General features: G+C 59.6%; 8 protein-coding genes. 5 read left to right on the forward strand and 3 right to left on the reverse strand.

Annotated elements, in window-relative coordinates; translation table 11 throughout:
* Window positions 1-34 precede the first annotated feature (34 nt).
* On the reverse strand, window positions 35-1297 hold the full coding sequence (locus ACIX9_RS21140) for a cupin domain-containing protein (protein ID WP_013582228.1): 1263 nt from the start codon (window positions 1295-1297) through the stop codon (window positions 35-37).
* A gap of 123 nt (window positions 1298-1420) precedes the next feature.
* Window positions 1421-2314: a LysR family transcriptional regulator gene (locus ACIX9_RS21145; RefSeq protein WP_013582229.1), complete on the reverse strand. Its 894-nt coding sequence runs from the start codon at window positions 2312-2314 to the stop codon at window positions 1421-1423.
* 127 nt (window positions 2315-2441) lie between these two features.
* On the opposite strand from ACIX9_RS21145, the gene ACIX9_RS21150 reads away from it, so the two are divergent.
* Window positions 2442-3692, forward strand: a complete 1251-nt coding sequence (locus ACIX9_RS21150) for an ROK family protein (RefSeq protein ID WP_232298953.1) — start codon at window positions 2442-2444, stop codon at window positions 3690-3692.
* 112 nt (window positions 3693-3804) lie between these two features.
* The gene (locus ACIX9_RS21155; RefSeq protein ID WP_013582231.1) at window positions 3805-6483 is read left to right on the forward strand and encodes a glycoside hydrolase family 3 C-terminal domain-containing protein; all 2679 of its coding nucleotides are present in this window, start codon (window positions 3805-3807) and stop codon (window positions 6481-6483) included.
* Window positions 6484-6621: 138 nt separating this feature from the next.
* Here ACIX9_RS21155 and xylA read toward each other — a convergent pair whose 3' ends face one another.
* Window positions 6622-7944, reverse strand: coding sequence for a xylose isomerase (gene xylA / locus ACIX9_RS21160; RefSeq protein WP_049789477.1), 1323 nt, complete (start codon window positions 7942-7944; stop codon window positions 6622-6624).
* Window positions 7945-8200: 256 nt separating this feature from the next.
* Between xylA and ACIX9_RS21165 the strand changes: the two genes are divergently transcribed.
* The 3 genes from ACIX9_RS21165 to ACIX9_RS21175 all read left to right on the forward strand — a co-directional run bounded on the left by ACIX9_RS21165 (window position 8201) and on the right by ACIX9_RS21175 (window position 18470).
* Window positions 8201-11593 carry a TonB-dependent receptor gene (locus ACIX9_RS21165; RefSeq protein ID WP_013582233.1) on the forward strand — a complete coding sequence of 1131 codons (3393 nt, stop codon included), beginning with the start codon at window positions 8201-8203 and terminating at the stop codon, window positions 11591-11593.
* Window positions 11594-12318: 725 nt separating this feature from the next.
* Complete coding sequence (locus tag ACIX9_RS21170) at window positions 12319-14916, forward strand: M14 family metallopeptidase (RefSeq protein ID WP_013582234.1); 2598 nt, start codon at window positions 12319-12321, stop codon at window positions 14914-14916.
* A gap of 56 nt (window positions 14917-14972) precedes the next feature.
* Window positions 14973-18470, forward strand: a complete 3498-nt coding sequence (locus ACIX9_RS21175; protein WP_013582235.1) for an outer membrane beta-barrel protein — start codon at window positions 14973-14975, stop codon at window positions 18468-18470.
* The last annotated feature ends 71 nt before the right edge of the window (window positions 18471-18541 follow it).

Genomic DNA, 18541 nt, shown 5'->3' on the forward strand with positions numbered 1-18541 from the left:
AAAAATGCGGTTAGTGAGCAGTCCAACAGCTCCGCTAGCGGCCAATGACCTCTTGCTTCTCAGCAGGGATCTTGCGTATCGAGGCAGCGTCAAGATTGAGGTGCTCCCGCACCATCTGCGTCGGAAGCCGCCGGATCCAGTTGTTGAGTGAGACGTCCTGAAACTCGTCCGCCTTGAAGATCTCAAGGAACACCAGATCCGTGTCGCCCGTGTTCTCAATGTAATGACCGGCAACAGGCGGCACATACCCGACATCATTGGCATTGAAGTCCATCGTGCGTGCGCGAGACGTCGGCATAAACACAGTCATCCGCGCTTTTCCGGCAATATAAAACTGCCACTCCGACGCATTCGGGTGCCAGTGCATCTCGCGCAACCCACCGGGCTTTACCGTGACCAGCCCCGCGGCAATGCTCTTCGAAACAGCAAAGTTATGCGAGTCAACCACCCGCACCTCACCGCCCGCAGTCTTCTTAGTCGGAGCCATCGCCTTCAGCTTGAAAGTGTACTGCTGGGGCGCCTGCACGCGCGCACCGCCAACCTCCGCACGGTCCGCCGCGAGCGATCCCGGAAGCTCAGACGGAAAGATATACAGCTCGTCCTTCGGTAGCTTAGCCAGTTCACTCGGATCCAGACCAAGGTTCTTCGCCAGCACCTCATCCGGTGTATGCGCGATCCACTCAGAAAGCAAGAAGGTCCCATCCTCAGAGAACATGCCCTCATCGAACACCAGCAGAAACTCGCAGCCATCCGGCCCCAGCCCTTGAATCGAATGAGGAAATCCAGCCGGGAAGAACCATAGATCTCCCTCTTCCACATCGTCGATGAAAATCGTTCCATCCGGATTCAGCACCGTCACCCGAGCCTTACCCGTCAGCATATAAGCCCATTCATCAGCGGTATGCCAGTGCAGTTCGCGGAAGCTCCCTGCGGTGAGGCGCATATTCACACCCGCAATGTCCTTTGAGGAAGGCAGCTCGCGAGCCGTCACCTGATGCGTCCAGCCGCCCTCCTGCACCCGCTTATGGGCCAGGTCGAAGGAGTACCAGATCGGCCCTACATCTCCGTGGTCCGTATCAGGAGGCGTGTTGGAGTTGGGGTTCTGCTCTAGCAGCGTCTTATTCTCCTGCCCCGGATTGCTCGCCGAGTGATCACCTTCCGCCTTGTGAACTTGTGCACGCTCTTGCCCCTGTGCAACTGCAGCCAACGCCACCGTGGCAAGCGCAACGGAACCCCGCCCCAGGAAGTTCCTGCGGGACGTATCGATACCAGTCTCTTGATCCTTCGTAATGTTCATGCTTGAGGCTCCTTTGCGATGCACATCGTCTGACTGCATCGACTCCCTCATTAGAGGAGTTGGCCATCAATCCGTCCATTCGAATGAACCGTATGCAGTAATCAGATTTTCTGATTACTGCTTTCAGAGAATTTTAGGTCGCCGCGCAAGTGAAATGAAGTTGCCCACAAGCCGCGACTGCTGCCCTTCCTTCACGGCAATCGCAATCTCGGATCGCAAGGCTCCTGGCAGGTTCTTCACCACCACGCCACGTCCCTGTGCCAGCACAACCGACCTCGGCAGAATCGCCACACCCTGTCCCGCAGCAACCAGTGCAATGGCGGTGTACATCTCACCCGTCTCCTGCACGATGTTCGGCGTAAACCCTGCCGCGGAACACAGAGAAACAATCTGATCGAAGAAGCCCGGAGCCCACTTGCGCCCGTAAGCCACAAAGCGTTCCTCCCGTAGGTCGCCCAGTGAGAACTTGCTCTTCGTAGCGAGTCCGTGATGCACCGGCAGCACAACAACAAATGGCTCCTTATGAATCGGAAGGAAGTCCAACCCCTTATAGTTGACCGGCAGCCTGACGAATCCAACATCCAACCCATTCGCCGAGAGCTGTTCCAACTGGGTGCTACTCCGAAGATTGATCAGATCCAGCTCCACTAGCGGGTAGCGAGTCTGGAACGCAACCACGATCTTCGGCACAATCTCCAGCGCTGCGGACGAAACAAATCCAATCCGTAGCTGACCGATCTCACCTAGCGATGCCTTCCGCACCCGTTCAATCGCCTTGGCGGCACGCGCCAGCGTCTCACGCGCCTCGTCCACGAACACCACGCCGGCATCTGAGAGCCGCACACTCCGTTTGTTTCGGATAAACAACAAAAGCCCCAGCTCTTCTTCGAGCTGCTGAATCTGAGCCGTGAGCGCTGGCTGTGAAAGATGCAGCCGCTCAGATGCGCGCACAAAGCTCAGCGCCTCAGCCACGGCAAGAAACGATCGAAGATGACGAAGCTCCACGAAATACCTCATGCCTGAGCAAAATTGGTATTCGCTCTCAGTAAGCCGATACACCACTTCCGCATATCTTATTTCACGTCTCTCCAAGCGATATGATTGCATCACGAAATAAATCAACAAGGGGAGCCGCTTGAAAGCTGTGGGCCGCACACATGGTGTTCGCCGGATCGATCTCTCCTCCGTCCAGCTCGCCTCCAGCGAGGTCGCCCGGGAGATCAACCGCGATATCGTCCTTGAGCTCATCCGTCTCCGTCAACCCGTCTCCCGCGTCGATCTCACCAAGCTCTCCGGCCTCCAGCCCAGCACCATAGGAGCCATCGTCGAGCAGTTGATTGAAGAAGGCTGGGTCAGCCAAGGCGCAGTCGTCCAGGGCTCGCGCGGCCGCCCCTCCATCATGCTCGCCGTCAACGACGCCATCGTCACCTTCGCCCTGGACCTCCGGCCCGATAGAGCCATCCTCGCCGTCGTCGATCTCAGCGGCCGCTTTCTCTCCCGTGAAACCGTCATGACCGTCTCCGACGCTCAATCCACCGTGGACCGCATCGTCAGGAAGATCACCTTCCTCCGCACCCGCCACGCAGACAAGTCCTTTGAAGGCATCGGCGTCTGCGTGCCCGGCCGCGTAGACCCTGCGACCCAGCGCATCCTGCTTGCGCCCAACCTCCAGTGGCACGCCTTTGACCTCAGAGCCGCGCTTGAAAAAGCAGCCAAGCTGACCGTCGAGATGGATAACGACGCCAACGCCTGCCTGCTCTCAGAGTCCTGGAACGGCCACCTCGCAGGCGTGCGAGACGTTGTCCTCGTTGCCATCTCGGAGGGCATCGGCACGGCCATCCTCGCAGGCGGCCAGTTGCACTCCGGCTTCCAGGGTCTCGCCGGGGAGTTCGGTCACATCCCCATAGATCCCACCGGGCCCGTCTGCGGCTGCGGCCAGCGCGGCTGCTGGGAGATGCTCGCATCCTCCCGCGCCGCTCTCCATTACTACCGTGAGCTCTCCCCCCGCTCCCCCGTCATCGATATCTACCACTTGCTCCGCCTCACGGAAGAAGGAGATAAGCACGCCATCGCCGCCGTCACCCGCCAGGCCCAGGCGCTCGGCAAAGGTCTCCGCCTCATCACTGCGGCCCTCGCTCCGGAACTCATCCTCATCACGGGTGAGATCACCTCCTGCTGGCATCACTTCGGCCCCATCATCCAGGCGGAGCTTGAAGCCACCATGCTCGCCGGCCCGGCACCAAAACTTGCCACTGCGGGCGATGGAGAACTCGCCCGCCTCCAGGGCGCAGCCGCCGTGCTCCTGCAACGCCATGCCAGCTACCATCGCTCCACCCACTCCCCACGCGCAGAGCGCAAAGTCCCGTCGAACGCCCTAGTCCCGTCGCCCGTTTGAAGCCGTCTTTCCTTGACACACTCAAACGTGAAAAGATATTTTCGGGACGCGCAAGAAAACGACTCATCTACGTCTCAGCCTCACTCTCAGCATTAAGCAGGAGCTCTTCAGCATGCGATTCATCTCAGCCGCCCTCATCCTCTTGGCCGCGACCGCCGCCTCCGCGCAAAATGGCCCCCAGAATAGCCATCAGGACGCAAAGCCTCTGCCCTATATGGACCCTGCTCTCACCACCCAGCAGCGTGTCGACGATCTCGTCTCCCGTATGACCCTTGAAGAGAAGGTCTCTCAGACCATCAACTCCGCGCCCGCCATCTCGCGCCTCAACGTCCCTGAGTACGACTACTGGAGTGAAGGCCTCCACGGCATCGCACGCTCCGGCTACGCCACCATGTTCCCCCAGGCCATCGGCATGGCCGCCACTTGGGACGCGCCACTCCTTCAGCAGATTGGTGACGTCATCTCCATAGAAGCTCGCGCCAAGTTCAACGAAGCCATCCGCCACAATATCCACTCCATCTACTACGGTCTCACCATCTGGTCCCCCAACATCAACATCTTTCGCGATCCCCGCTGGGGCCGCGGCCAGGAGACCTACGGCGAAGACCCCTTCCTCACCGGCCGTCTTGGCGTAGCCTTCGTCAAAGGCATTCAGGGCCCGGACCCCAATTACTTCCGAGCCATCGCCACGCCAAAGCACTTCGCCGTCCACTCCGGCCCGGAGTCCACACGACACAGCGCCAACATCGAACCCACCCCGCACGACCTCCACGACACCTACCTCCCCGCCTTCCGCGCCACCATCACGGAAGCCCACGCAGACTCCATCATGTGCGCCTATAACGCCGTCGAAGGCTCCCCCGCCTGCGCCTCCAAGCTCCTCCTTCAGGACACCCTCCGCCGCGACTGGGGCTTCAAGGGCTTCGTCACTTCGGACTGCGGAGCCATTGACGACTTCTACGCCACTGATTACCCCAGCCACCACACCTCTCCGGACAAGGAGGCCGCTGCAGCCGCAGGCATCAAGGCCGGCACTGACAGCAACTGCGGCCAGACCTACCTCACCCTAGGCAGCGCAGTAAAGAAAGGCCTCGTCACAGAGGCCGAAATCGACACCGCCCTCAAGCACCTCTTCACCGCTCGCTTCCAGCTCGGCCTCTTCGATCCCGCAGCCAAGGTCGCCTTCAACGCCATCCCTTTCTCAGAGGTCAACAGCCCCGCCCATCAGGCCCTCGCTCTCAAAGCAGCGGAAGAGTCCATCGTCCTTCTAAAGAATGACGCCCACACCCTCCCCTTTAAGCCCAGCGTCCGCACCATCGCCGTCATCGGACCCAGCGCCGCCACCCTCAACAACCTTGAAGGCAACTACAACGCCATCCCTCTCCATCCCGTCCTCCCGCTCGATGGCATCCTCACCCAGTTCAAGTCCTCCAAGGTCCTCTACGCCCAGGGTTCATCCTTCGCAGACGGCGTAGCCATCGCAGTCCCCCGCACCGTCTTTCACTTGGACATGACATCACCCGAGCAAGGCCTCAAAGCCGAGTACTTCGCCACGGACTCCTTCGACGGCACCCCCGTAGCCACCCGTATCGACAAGCAGATCGACTTCGACTGGAACTCCGCCAGCCCCATTCCAGGCGCACCAGCGGAAGCCTTTGCCGTCCGCTGGTCCGGCACCATCGCCATGCAGGCCCCCGGCGCGTACGACTTCCAACTCCTCCTCACCCACTGCTACCCCTGCAACGATCACGAGCGCTTCGACGTCTACCTCGACGGCAAATCCGTAGGAGACTTCGCAGCCGCCAATAACGAGTACCGCCCCATCGGCAAGTTCACCCTCAACCTTCCCGATACCGCACGCCACGCCCTCCGGGTCGAGTACCGCCACAAGGCCCACCTCTTCGGCGCCGGCATCACCCTCGCCTGGGTCCCCAAACCCGGCGCTCTCCTGCCGGAGGCCGTAGCCGCAGCCAAAAAGGCAGATGTAGTCGTAGCCTTCCTCGGCCTATCGCCAGAGCTTGAAGGCGAAGAGATGCCCATTCACATCGAAGGCTTCGCCGGCGGAGACCGTACCGACATCAAGCTTCCCGCAGCCCAGCAGCAGATGCTGGAGGCCGTCGCGGCCACCGGCAAGCCACTCGTCGTCGTCCTCCTCAACGGCAGCGCGTTGGCCGTCAACTGGGCGAACGATCACGCCGCCGCCATACTGGAAGCCTGGTACCCTGGCCAGGCCGGAGGCACCGCCATCGCGGAGACCCTCGCAGGCAAAAACAACCCCGCCGGCCGCCTTCCCGTCACCTTTTACTCCAGCATCGACCAGATACCCGCCTTCGACGACTACAGCATGGCCAACCGAACCTACCGCTACTCCAAAGCCAAGCCTCTCTTCGAGTTCGGCTATGGCCTCAGCTACACCACCTTCACCTACTCCAACATCAAGCTCTCTACGCAAACCCTCCACGCAGGCGACCCCCTCACGGTCGAAGCCGACGTCAGGAACACTGGGCGTGTCGCAGGCGACGAAGTAGCGGAACTCTACCTCACCCCGCCCCACACCGCAGTCTCCCCCCAACGTGCCCTCAGCGCCTTCACCCGTGTCCACCTGGCACCCGGCGAACTTCGCCACGTCACCTTCACCCTGGACCCCCGCACCCTCTCTCAGGTCGACGAAAAGGGCGCTCGAGCTGTCACACCCGGAAACTACACCCTCTCCGTCTCCGGCACCCAACCAACCTCGCAAACGCCAGCTATCCCTTTCACCATCAATGGCATACAGCCTCTCCCACACTAAAGGACGCACTCATTGACGAGTGCGTCCCATGGTGAGCTCAAGTTGTCTGCAATGAAGACTTTGCAGGAGATGTCCAGACCTAAAGCATCTGTTTTGAAGACTTTGCGAGATTTGACGGGGGAGGGGGGGGTACCCTCCCTACAAACTCCGCATCAACAGATTCTCAATCTGCTCCTGCCGCCCCGACCTCGGCTTCGGATCGATCCCCTCAGCCTCCGCCTTGGCCGCAATCGCCTCCAGCGGCATACTCCCGTTCAGCATCGCCTGCGCCTCCGGCGTCTGCCATCCCGCATACCGCTTGGCGACCACCTGGTCATACTTCCCTGCCTCGATCAGACCCGCCGCCAGCAGGAACCCACGCGCGCATAGGTCCACCCCCCCCACATGCGCCGCCACCACATCCTCCCCCTCAAACGACTGCCGCCTTACCTTCGCGTCGAAGTTGCATCCGCCCTTACCCAACCCGCCAGCCTTGATGACGTGATACATCGACATCGTCATGCTCTGCAAGTCGTTTGGGAACTGGTCCGTATCCCACCCAAGCAAGGGATCGCCCCGGTTGATATCCAGAGACCCCAGTATCCCCAGGCTGGCCGCCGTGGCAATCTCATGCTCGAACGTATGTCCCGCCAGCAGAGCATGGTTCGCCTCCAGGTTCACCCGGACCTCGTTCTCCAGCCCGAACTGCTTCAGGAACCCATACACGGTAGCCGTGTCGAAGTCATACTGGTGCGCCGTCGGCTCCTTCGGCTTGGGCTCCACCAGGATCTGTCCTTCAAAGCCGATCTTGTGCTTGTACTCCACCACCAGCGTCAGGAACCGCCCCAGTTGCTGGATCTCCTGCTTCAGGTCCGTATTCAGCAGCGTCTCGTAACCCTCACGCCCACCCCAAAGCACATAGTTCGCCCCCCCCAGCGCCTTGGTCACATCCATGCAATGCTTGACGGTCGTCGCGCTATACGCAAAGATCTCCGGGTCAGGATTGGTAGCCGCCCCCGCCATAAAACGCGGATGCGAAAACAAATTCGCCGTGCACCAAAGCAGCTTCGCCTTGCTCCCTTCCATCTTCCGGCCCAGGTACTCCGCCATCTCATGAAAGTTCGCCAGCGACTCCTTCAGTGAGTCGCCCTCCGGCGCAATATCCCGATCGTGAAACGTATAGAACGGCAGGTCCAGCACTCGGAACAGATCGAACGCCGCATCCGCCTTCGCCTTCGCCGCGGCCATCGGATCGCCGCCCGCCATCCATGGCCGGTGGATCGTAGCCGCCCCAAACGGATCGCTTCCATTCATCGCCAGGCTATGCCAGTACGCCACCGCAAACCGCAGATGCTCGCTAAGAGGCTTGCCCGACACCACCCGGTCTGCGTCATACCAGCGATAAGCCAACTCATTCTCACTCGCCTCGCCCTCAAAGCGAACTGTTGGCAGATCCTCAAAAATAGTCTTCGTCACAAACATCCTCCTGGTGAAAGCTAGCTGCTAACCGCCGGGCGACCCCGCATCCCGGCCGATTGTCTCGAACAAGTCTACTGGAAAGCAAAACTTTATTCGGGACACGAGATAAATACCGCCCTGACCAATCTCAATCCAGCTTTCACCAGCGAATCGACGGACACGGCATGATTTGAGGATCGGCGTTGACAGTTAGGAGTCGCAGCTAATAGAGTTCCCGGCGAAACAATATTTCATTAGAAAACTGCATGAGGCTTCCCCCATGTCCCTCCGCGCCTCCAGACTCGCTCTCCTCCCCGTCTCATTCCTCACACTCGCCATGATCGCCGGGAGCGCACTGGGACAACTCTCCACCACCGCGACGATCAGCGGAACAGTCACCGACGCAACGGGTGCCGTAGTACCGGACGCGGACATCCTCATCACCTCCACCGACACGCGCGTGACGACCTCCCGCAAATCCACCAGCGATGGAACCTTCGTCGTCCCTGGCTTGACCGTGGGAACCTACAGCATCACAGTCACCAAGACCGGCTTCGGCAACTACACCGCCACCGGCATCATCCTGCATCCCGCCGTCACCTCCACCGTCAATGCAGGCCTCACCGTCGGTTCAACCAACACGTCCGTGGAGGTCTCAGCGGTCGCTTCCCTCGTCGAGACCTCCACCGCTGAGAACAGCAACTCGGTGGACGCCGCACAGGTCAATACGCTGCCCATCAACGGCCGTAACTACCAGGGCCTCGCAACCATGATGCCCGGCGCGCAGAACACCTCCGCCGGCACCGCCCTGACCACCGGTGGTCGATCCACCAACAACGTCCTCTCCGTCAACGGCATGCAGCAGAACAAGACCTTCTACGCGCTGGACGGTGTCTGGAACGAGAACACCGGCAATATGAACCAGACCTCAGTCGTGCCCAACCCGGACTCGCTCGGTGAGGTCCGCGTCCTCCAGAACAATTACAGTGCCCGTTACTCCCTCATGGGCTCGTCGGTCGTCCTGCTCTCCACCAAGAGCGGCACCCGGGACTTCCACGGCACCGCCTGGGAGTTCATCCGCAACGAAGACCTCAACGCCAAACCCTTTTTCTCCACCGCCATCCTGCCCTACAAACAAAACATCTTCGGCTATAACATCGGCGGCCCGGTCTTCATCCCGAAGGTCTACAACCGCGACCGCAACAAGACCTTCTTCTTCTTCTCCGAGCAGTTCGTCATTCTGCACCAGACCCCCACAGGCGCGATCACGGGCATCACCCCCACGGACAACCAGCGGGCAGGCATCTTCGGCACTCCAATTACAAACCCCGCCACCGGCAAGCTCTTCCCTCAAAACACCGCTGGCCAATACGTCATTCCAGCCGCCACCATCAACACCAACTCCACTGCCTTTGTTAACGCGCTCTATCCGCACGCAAACTATTCAAGCGGAAGTCTGAATTACATCAACACAGTCCCGCAGGTCACCAACCAGCGCGACGACGAGATCAAAATCGATCACGACTTCTCATCTAAATTCCACCTCCTCGCCGAATACCTGGACGAGTATCAGAAGTACCAGCAGAACAGCCTTTCCGGCGCACAATCCGGTGAAGTCTACAGCACCAACGGCGAGACCGACTTTACCCACAACAAACTCGCACAGGTCTCGCTCTCCCAAGTCCTCACCCCGAATCTGGTCAACACCACCAACGTCGCAATGAATATCTTCGATCTTGACCTGAACCTCACAGGCACAGCCCTCAACACTCAGGTGCCGGGCTTCAACCCCTCCCTGCCCTTCGCGGGTTACATCTCCAATCGCATCCCTCTTGTCACCTTCTCCGGCGGCATTGGACCCGAAGGCATTCCGGCCGCCCGCCCGTTGACCCATGCGGCTGACCTTGACGACACCGTCGGCGACGACGTCAGCTATCTGCATGGACGGCACTTCATCCAGGGCGGCGTCACCATCGTCTTCAACACCAAGCGCCAGAACGTCTCCTCTGCTACCAACGGCCAGTTCACCTTCACCGGCAGCACCACCACGCCCACCAAGGCAACCGATGCCACCACAACACAGAAGGCACAGGCCACGACTCTCGACGATGCCTTCGCCGACTTCCTGCTCGGTAGCGCCGCCACCTTTACCCAGACCAGCGGACAACCACGCGTGGCCGTCCATGGCATGGAGGTCTCTCCTTATCTTGAAGACCGCTTCAAGCTCACCAAAACCGTAACCGTAACCGCCGGCCTCCGCGGATACTACATGCCCCTTCCATACGGTCCACCCAAGTTCGAGACTAACTTCATTCCCACGTCCTACTCGCTGGCCGCGGCTCCAACCGTCGCCGCCAGCGGTGCGATTACCAATAGCGCAGCATCCTCCGCAAACCCACTCAATGGCCTCGTCACCAACGGACCCGGCACCGGAGTACCGCAGAACTTCTCCGGCGCACATACGTGGTACGCCGGTCCCGTCTTCGGCCTTGCATGGGACGTCTTCGGAGACGGAAAGACCTCCTTCAAGGGCGGTTATGGCATCACCTTCACCCGCGTCTTTACCAATCAGGACTGCTCCTTCGCCTGCGCGGTCAACCCTCCGGCCATCCAGTCCGTCAGCCTCGTCAATCCAACATTCCCGGCAGTCGTTGGCACCGGCGCCGTCAGGCCCGCTACCATTGCAGCGGTCTCCGCAGCGGACCAGAACATCCAGGCGACACAGGTGCAGTCTTACTCCGCCGGGGTACAGCATGAGTTTCCGCACAACTTCATCGCCTCCGCCACGGGAGCCTCTTCTCAGGTACGCCATCTGCTTGGCACCTGGAACTACAATCAGTCCCTGCACACCGGCGTCTACGACTTCGACCCAAGCATCAACAGCGGCAGTGTGAGCCCCTACTACTACCAGCCCGCAGGCTTTGCCACTCCGGCACAATTCAGCCCCTACCCCGGCTATGCGGCGATCACCACATACACCTCGCGCCAAAACCAGAACTGGAACGCGCTGGAGCTGAGCCTGAAGCATCCCGTCACCAAGGGTCTCTTCGCAACCGTCGCCTATACCTACTCGCATGACCTCTCCACCTTCACCAGCGGCACCTACAGTGTCGTCGATCCCTACAACCCATCCCGCTACTACGGCAACGCTGAAGGTCTCGACTGCCGCCACTCCATGGGCATCACCCTCATCTACGACCTGCCCATCTTCGAGAACTCCAGCGGCCTCTCCCACAAGCTTCTGGGTGGTTGGAAGTTCTCAGACATCACCACCCTCCGCAGCGGCACAGCTCTGACCCCCGGTCTAAGCGTAGCCACCCAAGGCAACGCCGTTCGCCCGGACAAAGTTGTAGGTACCAGCATCGTCGGTCCACACATCAAGGCACAGTGGTTCAACACCGCAGCTTACGTCAGGCCTGCCAATGGCTTCTACGGCAACGCCGCCACCGGCAGCGTACGCGGCCCGGGCCTCGTCGACTTCGACATGGCCCTCTACAAGGAATTTCACTACAACGAAACCACGTACTTCGAGTTCCGCGCCGAGTCCTTCAACACCTTCAACCACACCAACTTCACCACCATTAATACGACCTTCGGGGCCTCAGCCTTCGGCCAAGCCACCAACGCAGCCGACCCCCGTATCCTGGAGTTCGCAGGCCGCGTTCACTTCTAACGAAAGCTAGACAGCCAACAAACCACTTGAGCCTTCTGCACCGCCCTCATGGCGAGAGCGGTGCGGAAGCCAGGCTTGGCTCGGCATCCCTCACCCAGCCGACAACCCACCTGCTCGGTATCGCAGCGACCCCACACCTAAATTTGCACGGCTCTCTCTCATAGCCACGAACCTGCGTCCTCCGCTCGGCAAAAGCAGCCACCAGCAAACGGAGCTCATCAATATCTGATCGTCAGTAAGAAAATTGTTGTGCTTTTTCTAATATCTGATATGTTTCAGAATAATCTTCGACATTTGAGCGACTGCGGTCGACTCTAACTTCTCTTCGTGAATGCCTTTGAGCTTCAACCATCCGATGAAAACGAAGGAAGCTTGACGATTTTACGAGGCGCAATTATGGTCGGACACATGCACCTAAAGTTCACCGAGGCGTTATTGCAGCCCTTCTCCCTGAAGCTGGCTCTCTCTGCTTGTCGTTGTTGTAGCTGACCCTGGCGCGCCTGCTCGCTGACTGGCACTCTCGTCGTGGCGACCAGGAATATAAGTCGCAGATCGACACAGTTGCATCCGCTCCGGAGTGCTTCCTGCCTGGGTGGTCGAATCAAAGTAATCCATTCTGATAAGGGCTCTGGCTTCTCTCCGGGAAGACCGTAGCCCTGTCTCTCACGCCGTATTTCGCACTGATGAGCAATCATCACGCAAGATCGCAGGAGTGTATCGAACACATGGCAGATCAGAAAAAGATACCGGGCCGCACAGCCTTCCGATGGGGACTTCTTGGGCTGCTCAGCCTCGCCTCTTCCACCTCCGCCATCCGGGCGCAGCAGGTCACCACCCCTGAGCAAGCATTCGGATTCGCACCGGGCACAGACCGCAAACTTGCCGACTGGAAGGAACTGACGACGTACTACCAGACCCTGGCGAAGCAGTCCAAACGAATCAAGTATGAAGAGTTGGGCAAGACCACCGAAGGCCGGCCGTTCGTCGCGCTGACCATCTCATCCGCCGAGAATATGGCTCACCTGGAGGACTACCGCAAGATCCAGCTAGCCCTCGCCGACCCGCGCGTGACCACGGAAGCGCAGGCCAAGGCACTCATCGCCCAAGGCAAGACGGTCCTGGTCGTCACCTGCAACATCCACTCCACGGAGATCGCAAGCTCGCAGAGCGCCGCCGTCTTTGCCTATCGTTTGGCAACGGAGGACACTCCAGAGATCAAGGCGATCCTCGACAACGTCATCATTGTCATGGTGCCCTCCCAGAACCCCGACGGCGAACAACTCGTTGTCGACTGGTACAAGAAGTACCTCGGAACCCCCTACGAAGGCACCTCGCCCGTCGTCCTCTGGCACCACTACACCGGGCACGACGACAACCGCGACTGGTATGCGTTCACTCAGGTAGAAACGCAGCTCACCACTGACAAGGTGATCAACGCATGGCGGCCCCAAATCCTCTACGACATCCACCAGATGGGTGCGTACGGCCCCCGCATCTACCTGCCGCCCTGGGTCGATCCCATCGATCCAAACATCGATCCCCTCCTCGTCTCTTCCATGAACTCGCTGGGCACGGAGACGGCGCTCGAGATCTCGGAGACCGGCAAGCAGGGCGTGCTCATCGACGGCGTATACGATATGTGGTCGCCCGCCCGCCACTACATGGCCTATCACGGTGCACTCCGCGTACTCACGGAATCCGCCAGTGTCAACATCGCCAGTCCCATTGACATCCCGTTTGAGAAGCTCGACCGCGGCATCGGCTATGACGCAAAGGTAGCCGCCTGGAACTTTCCTGACCCGTGGAAGGGGGGAACATGGCGCCTGGGCGATATCGTCAACTATCAGATCGACGCGTTCTTTTCGATCGCAAAGAACGCAGCAAACAACCGTGCCCGCTACCTCACGGACTTCTACCACATCAACCAGCACGCAACGGAGCAGAAGTACGGCGGCCCTTACGCCTACGTGATCCCGGCAGAGCAGGTTGATCATGCGGCCACTGCACGCATGATCGATATCCTCCGTCGCGGACTGGTTGAGGTCACACAGGTCTCCGCCCCCTTCACAGCCGGAGGCAAGACCTACAGCGCGGGAAGTTACGTTGTCGTGCTCGCCCAGCCATACGGACCCTTCGCCAAAACTCTGTTGGAGGTCCAGCACTATCCCAACATCGAGCTATACCCCGGCGGCCCGCTGCGTCGCCCCTACGACGTCACCGCCCAGACCCTGCCGATGCTCTTCGGCGTCAACGCGGATGCAGTCGCGGACAAGTTTGCGTTTCAGGGGAAGCGCGTCTCGTGGGCAACCGCTACCGGCCACTTTGAAGCGTCACGCTCCGCGCCCGGCTACCTGCTGGAGGACACCGATAACGCCGGCTACTACGCTCTGTTCGCTCTGTTGAAGGATGGCGTCAAAGCCTACCGCCTGACCAGCGGCAATGAGTCCGCAGGCACCATCTACCTCCCCCGGCAGGATGGCCTGGACGTAAAGCTGAAAGCCGTGACGGCAAAGTTCGCCATAGAGATCAAACCACTCACCACCAAGCCCACAGGCACCGCATTGCTCGTCACCATGCCCCGCATTGCGATGTACCAAAGCTGGGTCCCATCCATGGACGAAGGCTGGACACGCTGGATCTTCGACCAGAACAGCATTCCCTACACCCGCGTCGTAGACGCCGATATCCGCAAGGGAGATCTCAAGAGCCGCTTCGATGTCCTCCTGCTGCCGGATGAAGCGCCTCGCGCCATTCTGCATGGTTCCGGCGGACGTGAAGAAGGCGGAGGTGGACCCAAGCCGCCACCGGAGTTCACCGGCGGCATGGGCGATGACGGCTGGGCAAACGTAAAGGAGTTCACGGAAGGCGGCGGCACCGTAGTCGCCTTAAACAAGGCATCGCAGCTCTACACGACGCAGAACTCTGCCGGCGTGAAGAATGCGCTCGATGGCATTGCGAACAAGGACTTCTACATCCCGGGCTCCATCCTTGAGATAGCCGTTGACCCTCAGAACCCCATCGGCTTCGGCTCAAAGCCCAAGGTCCCCATCTTCTTTGAGTTGAGCCCCGTCTTCAGCCTGGACGACGCGAAGAACTCCATCGCCACATACACAAGCGATAAGCCGCTGCTCAGCGGATGGCTGCTCGGCGGTAAGTATCTCGCTGGCAAAACTGCTTTGGTGGACCTGAAGCAGGGTAAAGGTCATGTGGTTTTATTCGGATTCCGGCCCCAGTACCGGGCACAGTCTGAGGTCACCTACAAAATGCTGTTCAACGCCATGCTGCTGTCAAACTCGACGGCCACAGACTTACCCAGTAAGTAAAAGTTTTTACAGCTGAATTACCTATCTATTTTGCGTTGATTTGAGGAGGCACAAAAATGCAGCGACTCAGAACCTTCAGAAACTATCTTGCTTCTTTCCTGTTTCTTATCGCGCTCACGCTTGGCTTGTCGACACAGGCATGGTCCCAGGCCGCCACGGGAGGTGGCCTGCGCGGAACCGTAGTCGATCCATCCGGCGCCGCCATCCCCGGCGCCAAGCTGATCCTGAAGTCCAGCGGCACCGGTGCTGTCCGCGATCTTTCTTCCACCTCCACGGGCCTCTTCAGCTTCCGCGATATCGACCCAGGCAAGTACACCATGGTCGTAACGGCACCGGGCTTTCAGGAGACGCGCTTCGCGGAGGTCACGTTCGTGCTCGGCGAGATTCGTGAGCTAAACGTTACCTTGGCGCTGGGCGGCGCGAACGAGGTCGTCGAAGTCTCGACAGACACGGCCAGTGTCGTCTCACAGGAGACGACCGTGGGCACATTGATCGATGGCACGCAGATTCGCGAGCTTCCTTTGAACGGACGTGACTTCCAGAACCTCGTGCTCCTGGCGCCTGGATCGTCTCGTACGGCTAGCGGCACCGGCCAGGGTTCGGGAGTGTCCGCTGGTGGGTCTCGACCCACAAACAACAACTATCTGCTGGACGGCGGCGATGCGAATGATCCGCGCGTACCTTCGGGATCAGCCGGCAATGTCGGCAATGCGACGAGCGCTGTACCGCTCGACGCCATCGCGGAGTTCAGCGTCATTACGAGCAATGCAACAGCGGAGTTTGGACGGAGTTCCGGCGGCATCATTAATGTTGTAACCAAGTCAGGCACAAATCAAGTTCATGTGGCGGTGTGGGAGTACCTGCGGAACTCGGTGCTGAACACCAGGAACTTCTTCAACCCCGTGGGCTTCAAGTCGCCCTTCAAGCAGAACCAGTTTGGCTTATGGTTTGGCGCGCCCATCTGGCATGACCACACCTTCATCTCGGCCTCGTATGAAGGCTTCCGGCAAAGATCCACCACGGCGGCTCTGGTGCCGGTTCCAACCGCTCAGTTCACCGCAGCTTTGACCAATCCTCTGGCTCAGGCGCTCTTCACCTCGTCCTATCCGTCAGTCGTCGGAGCGACACCATTCTCGGCCACCGACCCCACGACCTGGTCGACAACCGTCAACCGCAACCTGGTGAATAATCTGGATCAGGACACCGGCTTCGTCCGGCTTGACCAGCAGCTGACCCAACGCAACAACATCTTTGCCACATACAGCCTTGTTGCGGCGACCCCGCTGGCTACGGTCGGAAGCAGCAACCTTGCGGGTTTCGGCTATGGCAATGTACTGCGCCCCAGCCACCTGGTGGTGCAGGATAACCACATCTTCTCGCCCAATCTTTTGAATACGGCGCGCTTCAGCTTCCAACGCACGGCAACTCTATATCCGCTTCAGGCGCCGTCCGCAGCGCTGGCGGCGGCCGGCACGTTCCGTACCGCCGGACCGAACGCTGGGCAGGCCTATTCGGCCAACGGCGGCGATCCAAATGGCTTCCCCTCGCTCGCCTTCAACTCGGGCCGCTTCAATGCGATCGGCATTGCAAGTAACATGCCACAAAGCAGAATTCCTGTGGTCTGGACGTATCAGGATGCGCTCTCGTACTCGCGTGGCAAGCATGAGTTCAAGGGCGGTGCACAGCTGAGCCGCGTCTGGGATAACACCACCTTCAGCAATGCCATCCGGCCGAATATCGCGATCCTCGACACTTCCTTTGCCAACATCAACAGTCTGACGTTGAGCTCACAGTCTCAGTCCTTTTACATCGCTCCCTCGTTCCGGCAGTACCGCATTTGGGAGCAGGGCTACTTTGTGCAGGACAGCTATCGTGCGACCAAAAGGCTGACGGTCGACGTCGGCCTGCGCTATGAAATCTTCAACCCATTCACGGAAAAGAATAATCTTCTCTCCAACGCCTACGTTCTCGATAGCAGCGGCAAGCCTGCAGCCTGCCAGAACCTTCCCTTTAACCCGAGTGAGTCTAACGTAGCCGACATCAATCCTTCCTCATACGGCATCGGCAACTACTGCTCGCACTTCGGGAACTTCAGCCCTCGCGTCGGCTTTGCCATGGACGTCTTTGGCACGGGTAAGACGGTCGTGCGCGGCGGTTACGGGTACTTCTACGATCGCGTCTTCGGCAATGTTTACGGCAATGCCCGCTTCAATCCTCCGCAGACCTTGAGCACCACACTCTCAACGGGCAACTACACCGGCGCAACCGCCGCAAGCACCGTCAACACCACTCAGTCCTACACGCTGACGAACATCGATCCGAGCCTTCGGAACCCGGTGACCCAGCACTACAACATCGCCATCTCCCAGCAGGTTGATAAGTCGACTGCGGTCACAGTGTCTTATGTAGGAGCGCTCGCTCAGCATCTGCTCACAACCACCCGGCCCAACTTCGGCACCTCCTTCAATGACAGCTTCCGTCCATCCAATCAGGGAACCGTCGTGCGCACGATTGCGGATATCAACAACAGCATCATTCGTCCTCCATTCGGCGCCCTTACGTATCACCAGTCGAACGGCACCTCAAACTACAACGCGCTCCTAATCAACGTAAAGCGCCAGATGCGTGCCGGCCTTAGCCTGGAGGCCTCGTACGGGCTCACCCACAGCATGGACGTGCTCTCGGACGACGTTGCGGGAGCCACGGACTCTGCGACGCCTGCGGCTACCTTGAACAACCTGCTGGCTCCGTACATGGTCGTGAATGCCGCGACTCCCGCTGGTCCATGCAAAACAGCTCAAGCCACAACCGCTTCCTCCGCAGCCGTACTCACAGCAGCCGTCCAGTGCGCGGAGAACAACCCTACCCTAACTCAAGCGCAGGCTCAGGCCATCTTCCTGAGCAAGTACGTCACCTACGCAAATCTCAAGACCAACTATGGAGACTCGTCATTTGACGTGCGCCAGCGCTTTGCTGCCAGCCTCAACTACCATCTGCCGTTCGGCAAGAACCAGATGTTCCTGACCGATGGCGGCGCATTCACCGATCACCTAATCAGCGGATGGGGCATCGCCTCCATCTTCGACACACAGACCGGCGTACCCTTCATCCCAACGACCGGCGCAGACTCGAACCGCGATGGTGACACGACGGATCGTGCGGTACTTACGGGCGCGGTTCCAAACCGCAAAGGAATTCTGACCAAGTCCTTTGCGACCTCCAGCCCGACCGTTAGCTACTTCAACCTGAGCACAGCCAGCGGAGGGTTCGTCGCCGGAGATGGAGTTGTCGATCCCACGCAGCGTATCCACCGCGGCTACCTCCGCAACCCTGGAATCTTCAACTGGGATTTCCAGGCCAACAAGCAGACGAAGGTAACGGAACGTGTTGATCTTCGCTTCACAGCCGATTTCTTCAACGTCCTCAACCACACGAACTTCAGCAACCTCACCGCAGGCATTACCAGCAAGCAGTTCGGCCAGTCGCTCTCAACCCGCGCTCTGGGCCAGACGCAGTCGCGACAGATCCAGTTCGGCTTGAAGCTGTTGTTCTAGAGCACGGTCACCTCGCCTGGAGGTCCCACGATGGACCTCCAGGCAATCACGCTTCACGAGAAACCCATCTA

This window comes from Granulicella tundricola MP5ACTX9 (assembly GCF_000178975.2).
Lineage (GTDB): Bacteria > Acidobacteriota > Terriglobia > Terriglobales > Acidobacteriaceae > Edaphobacter > Edaphobacter tundricola.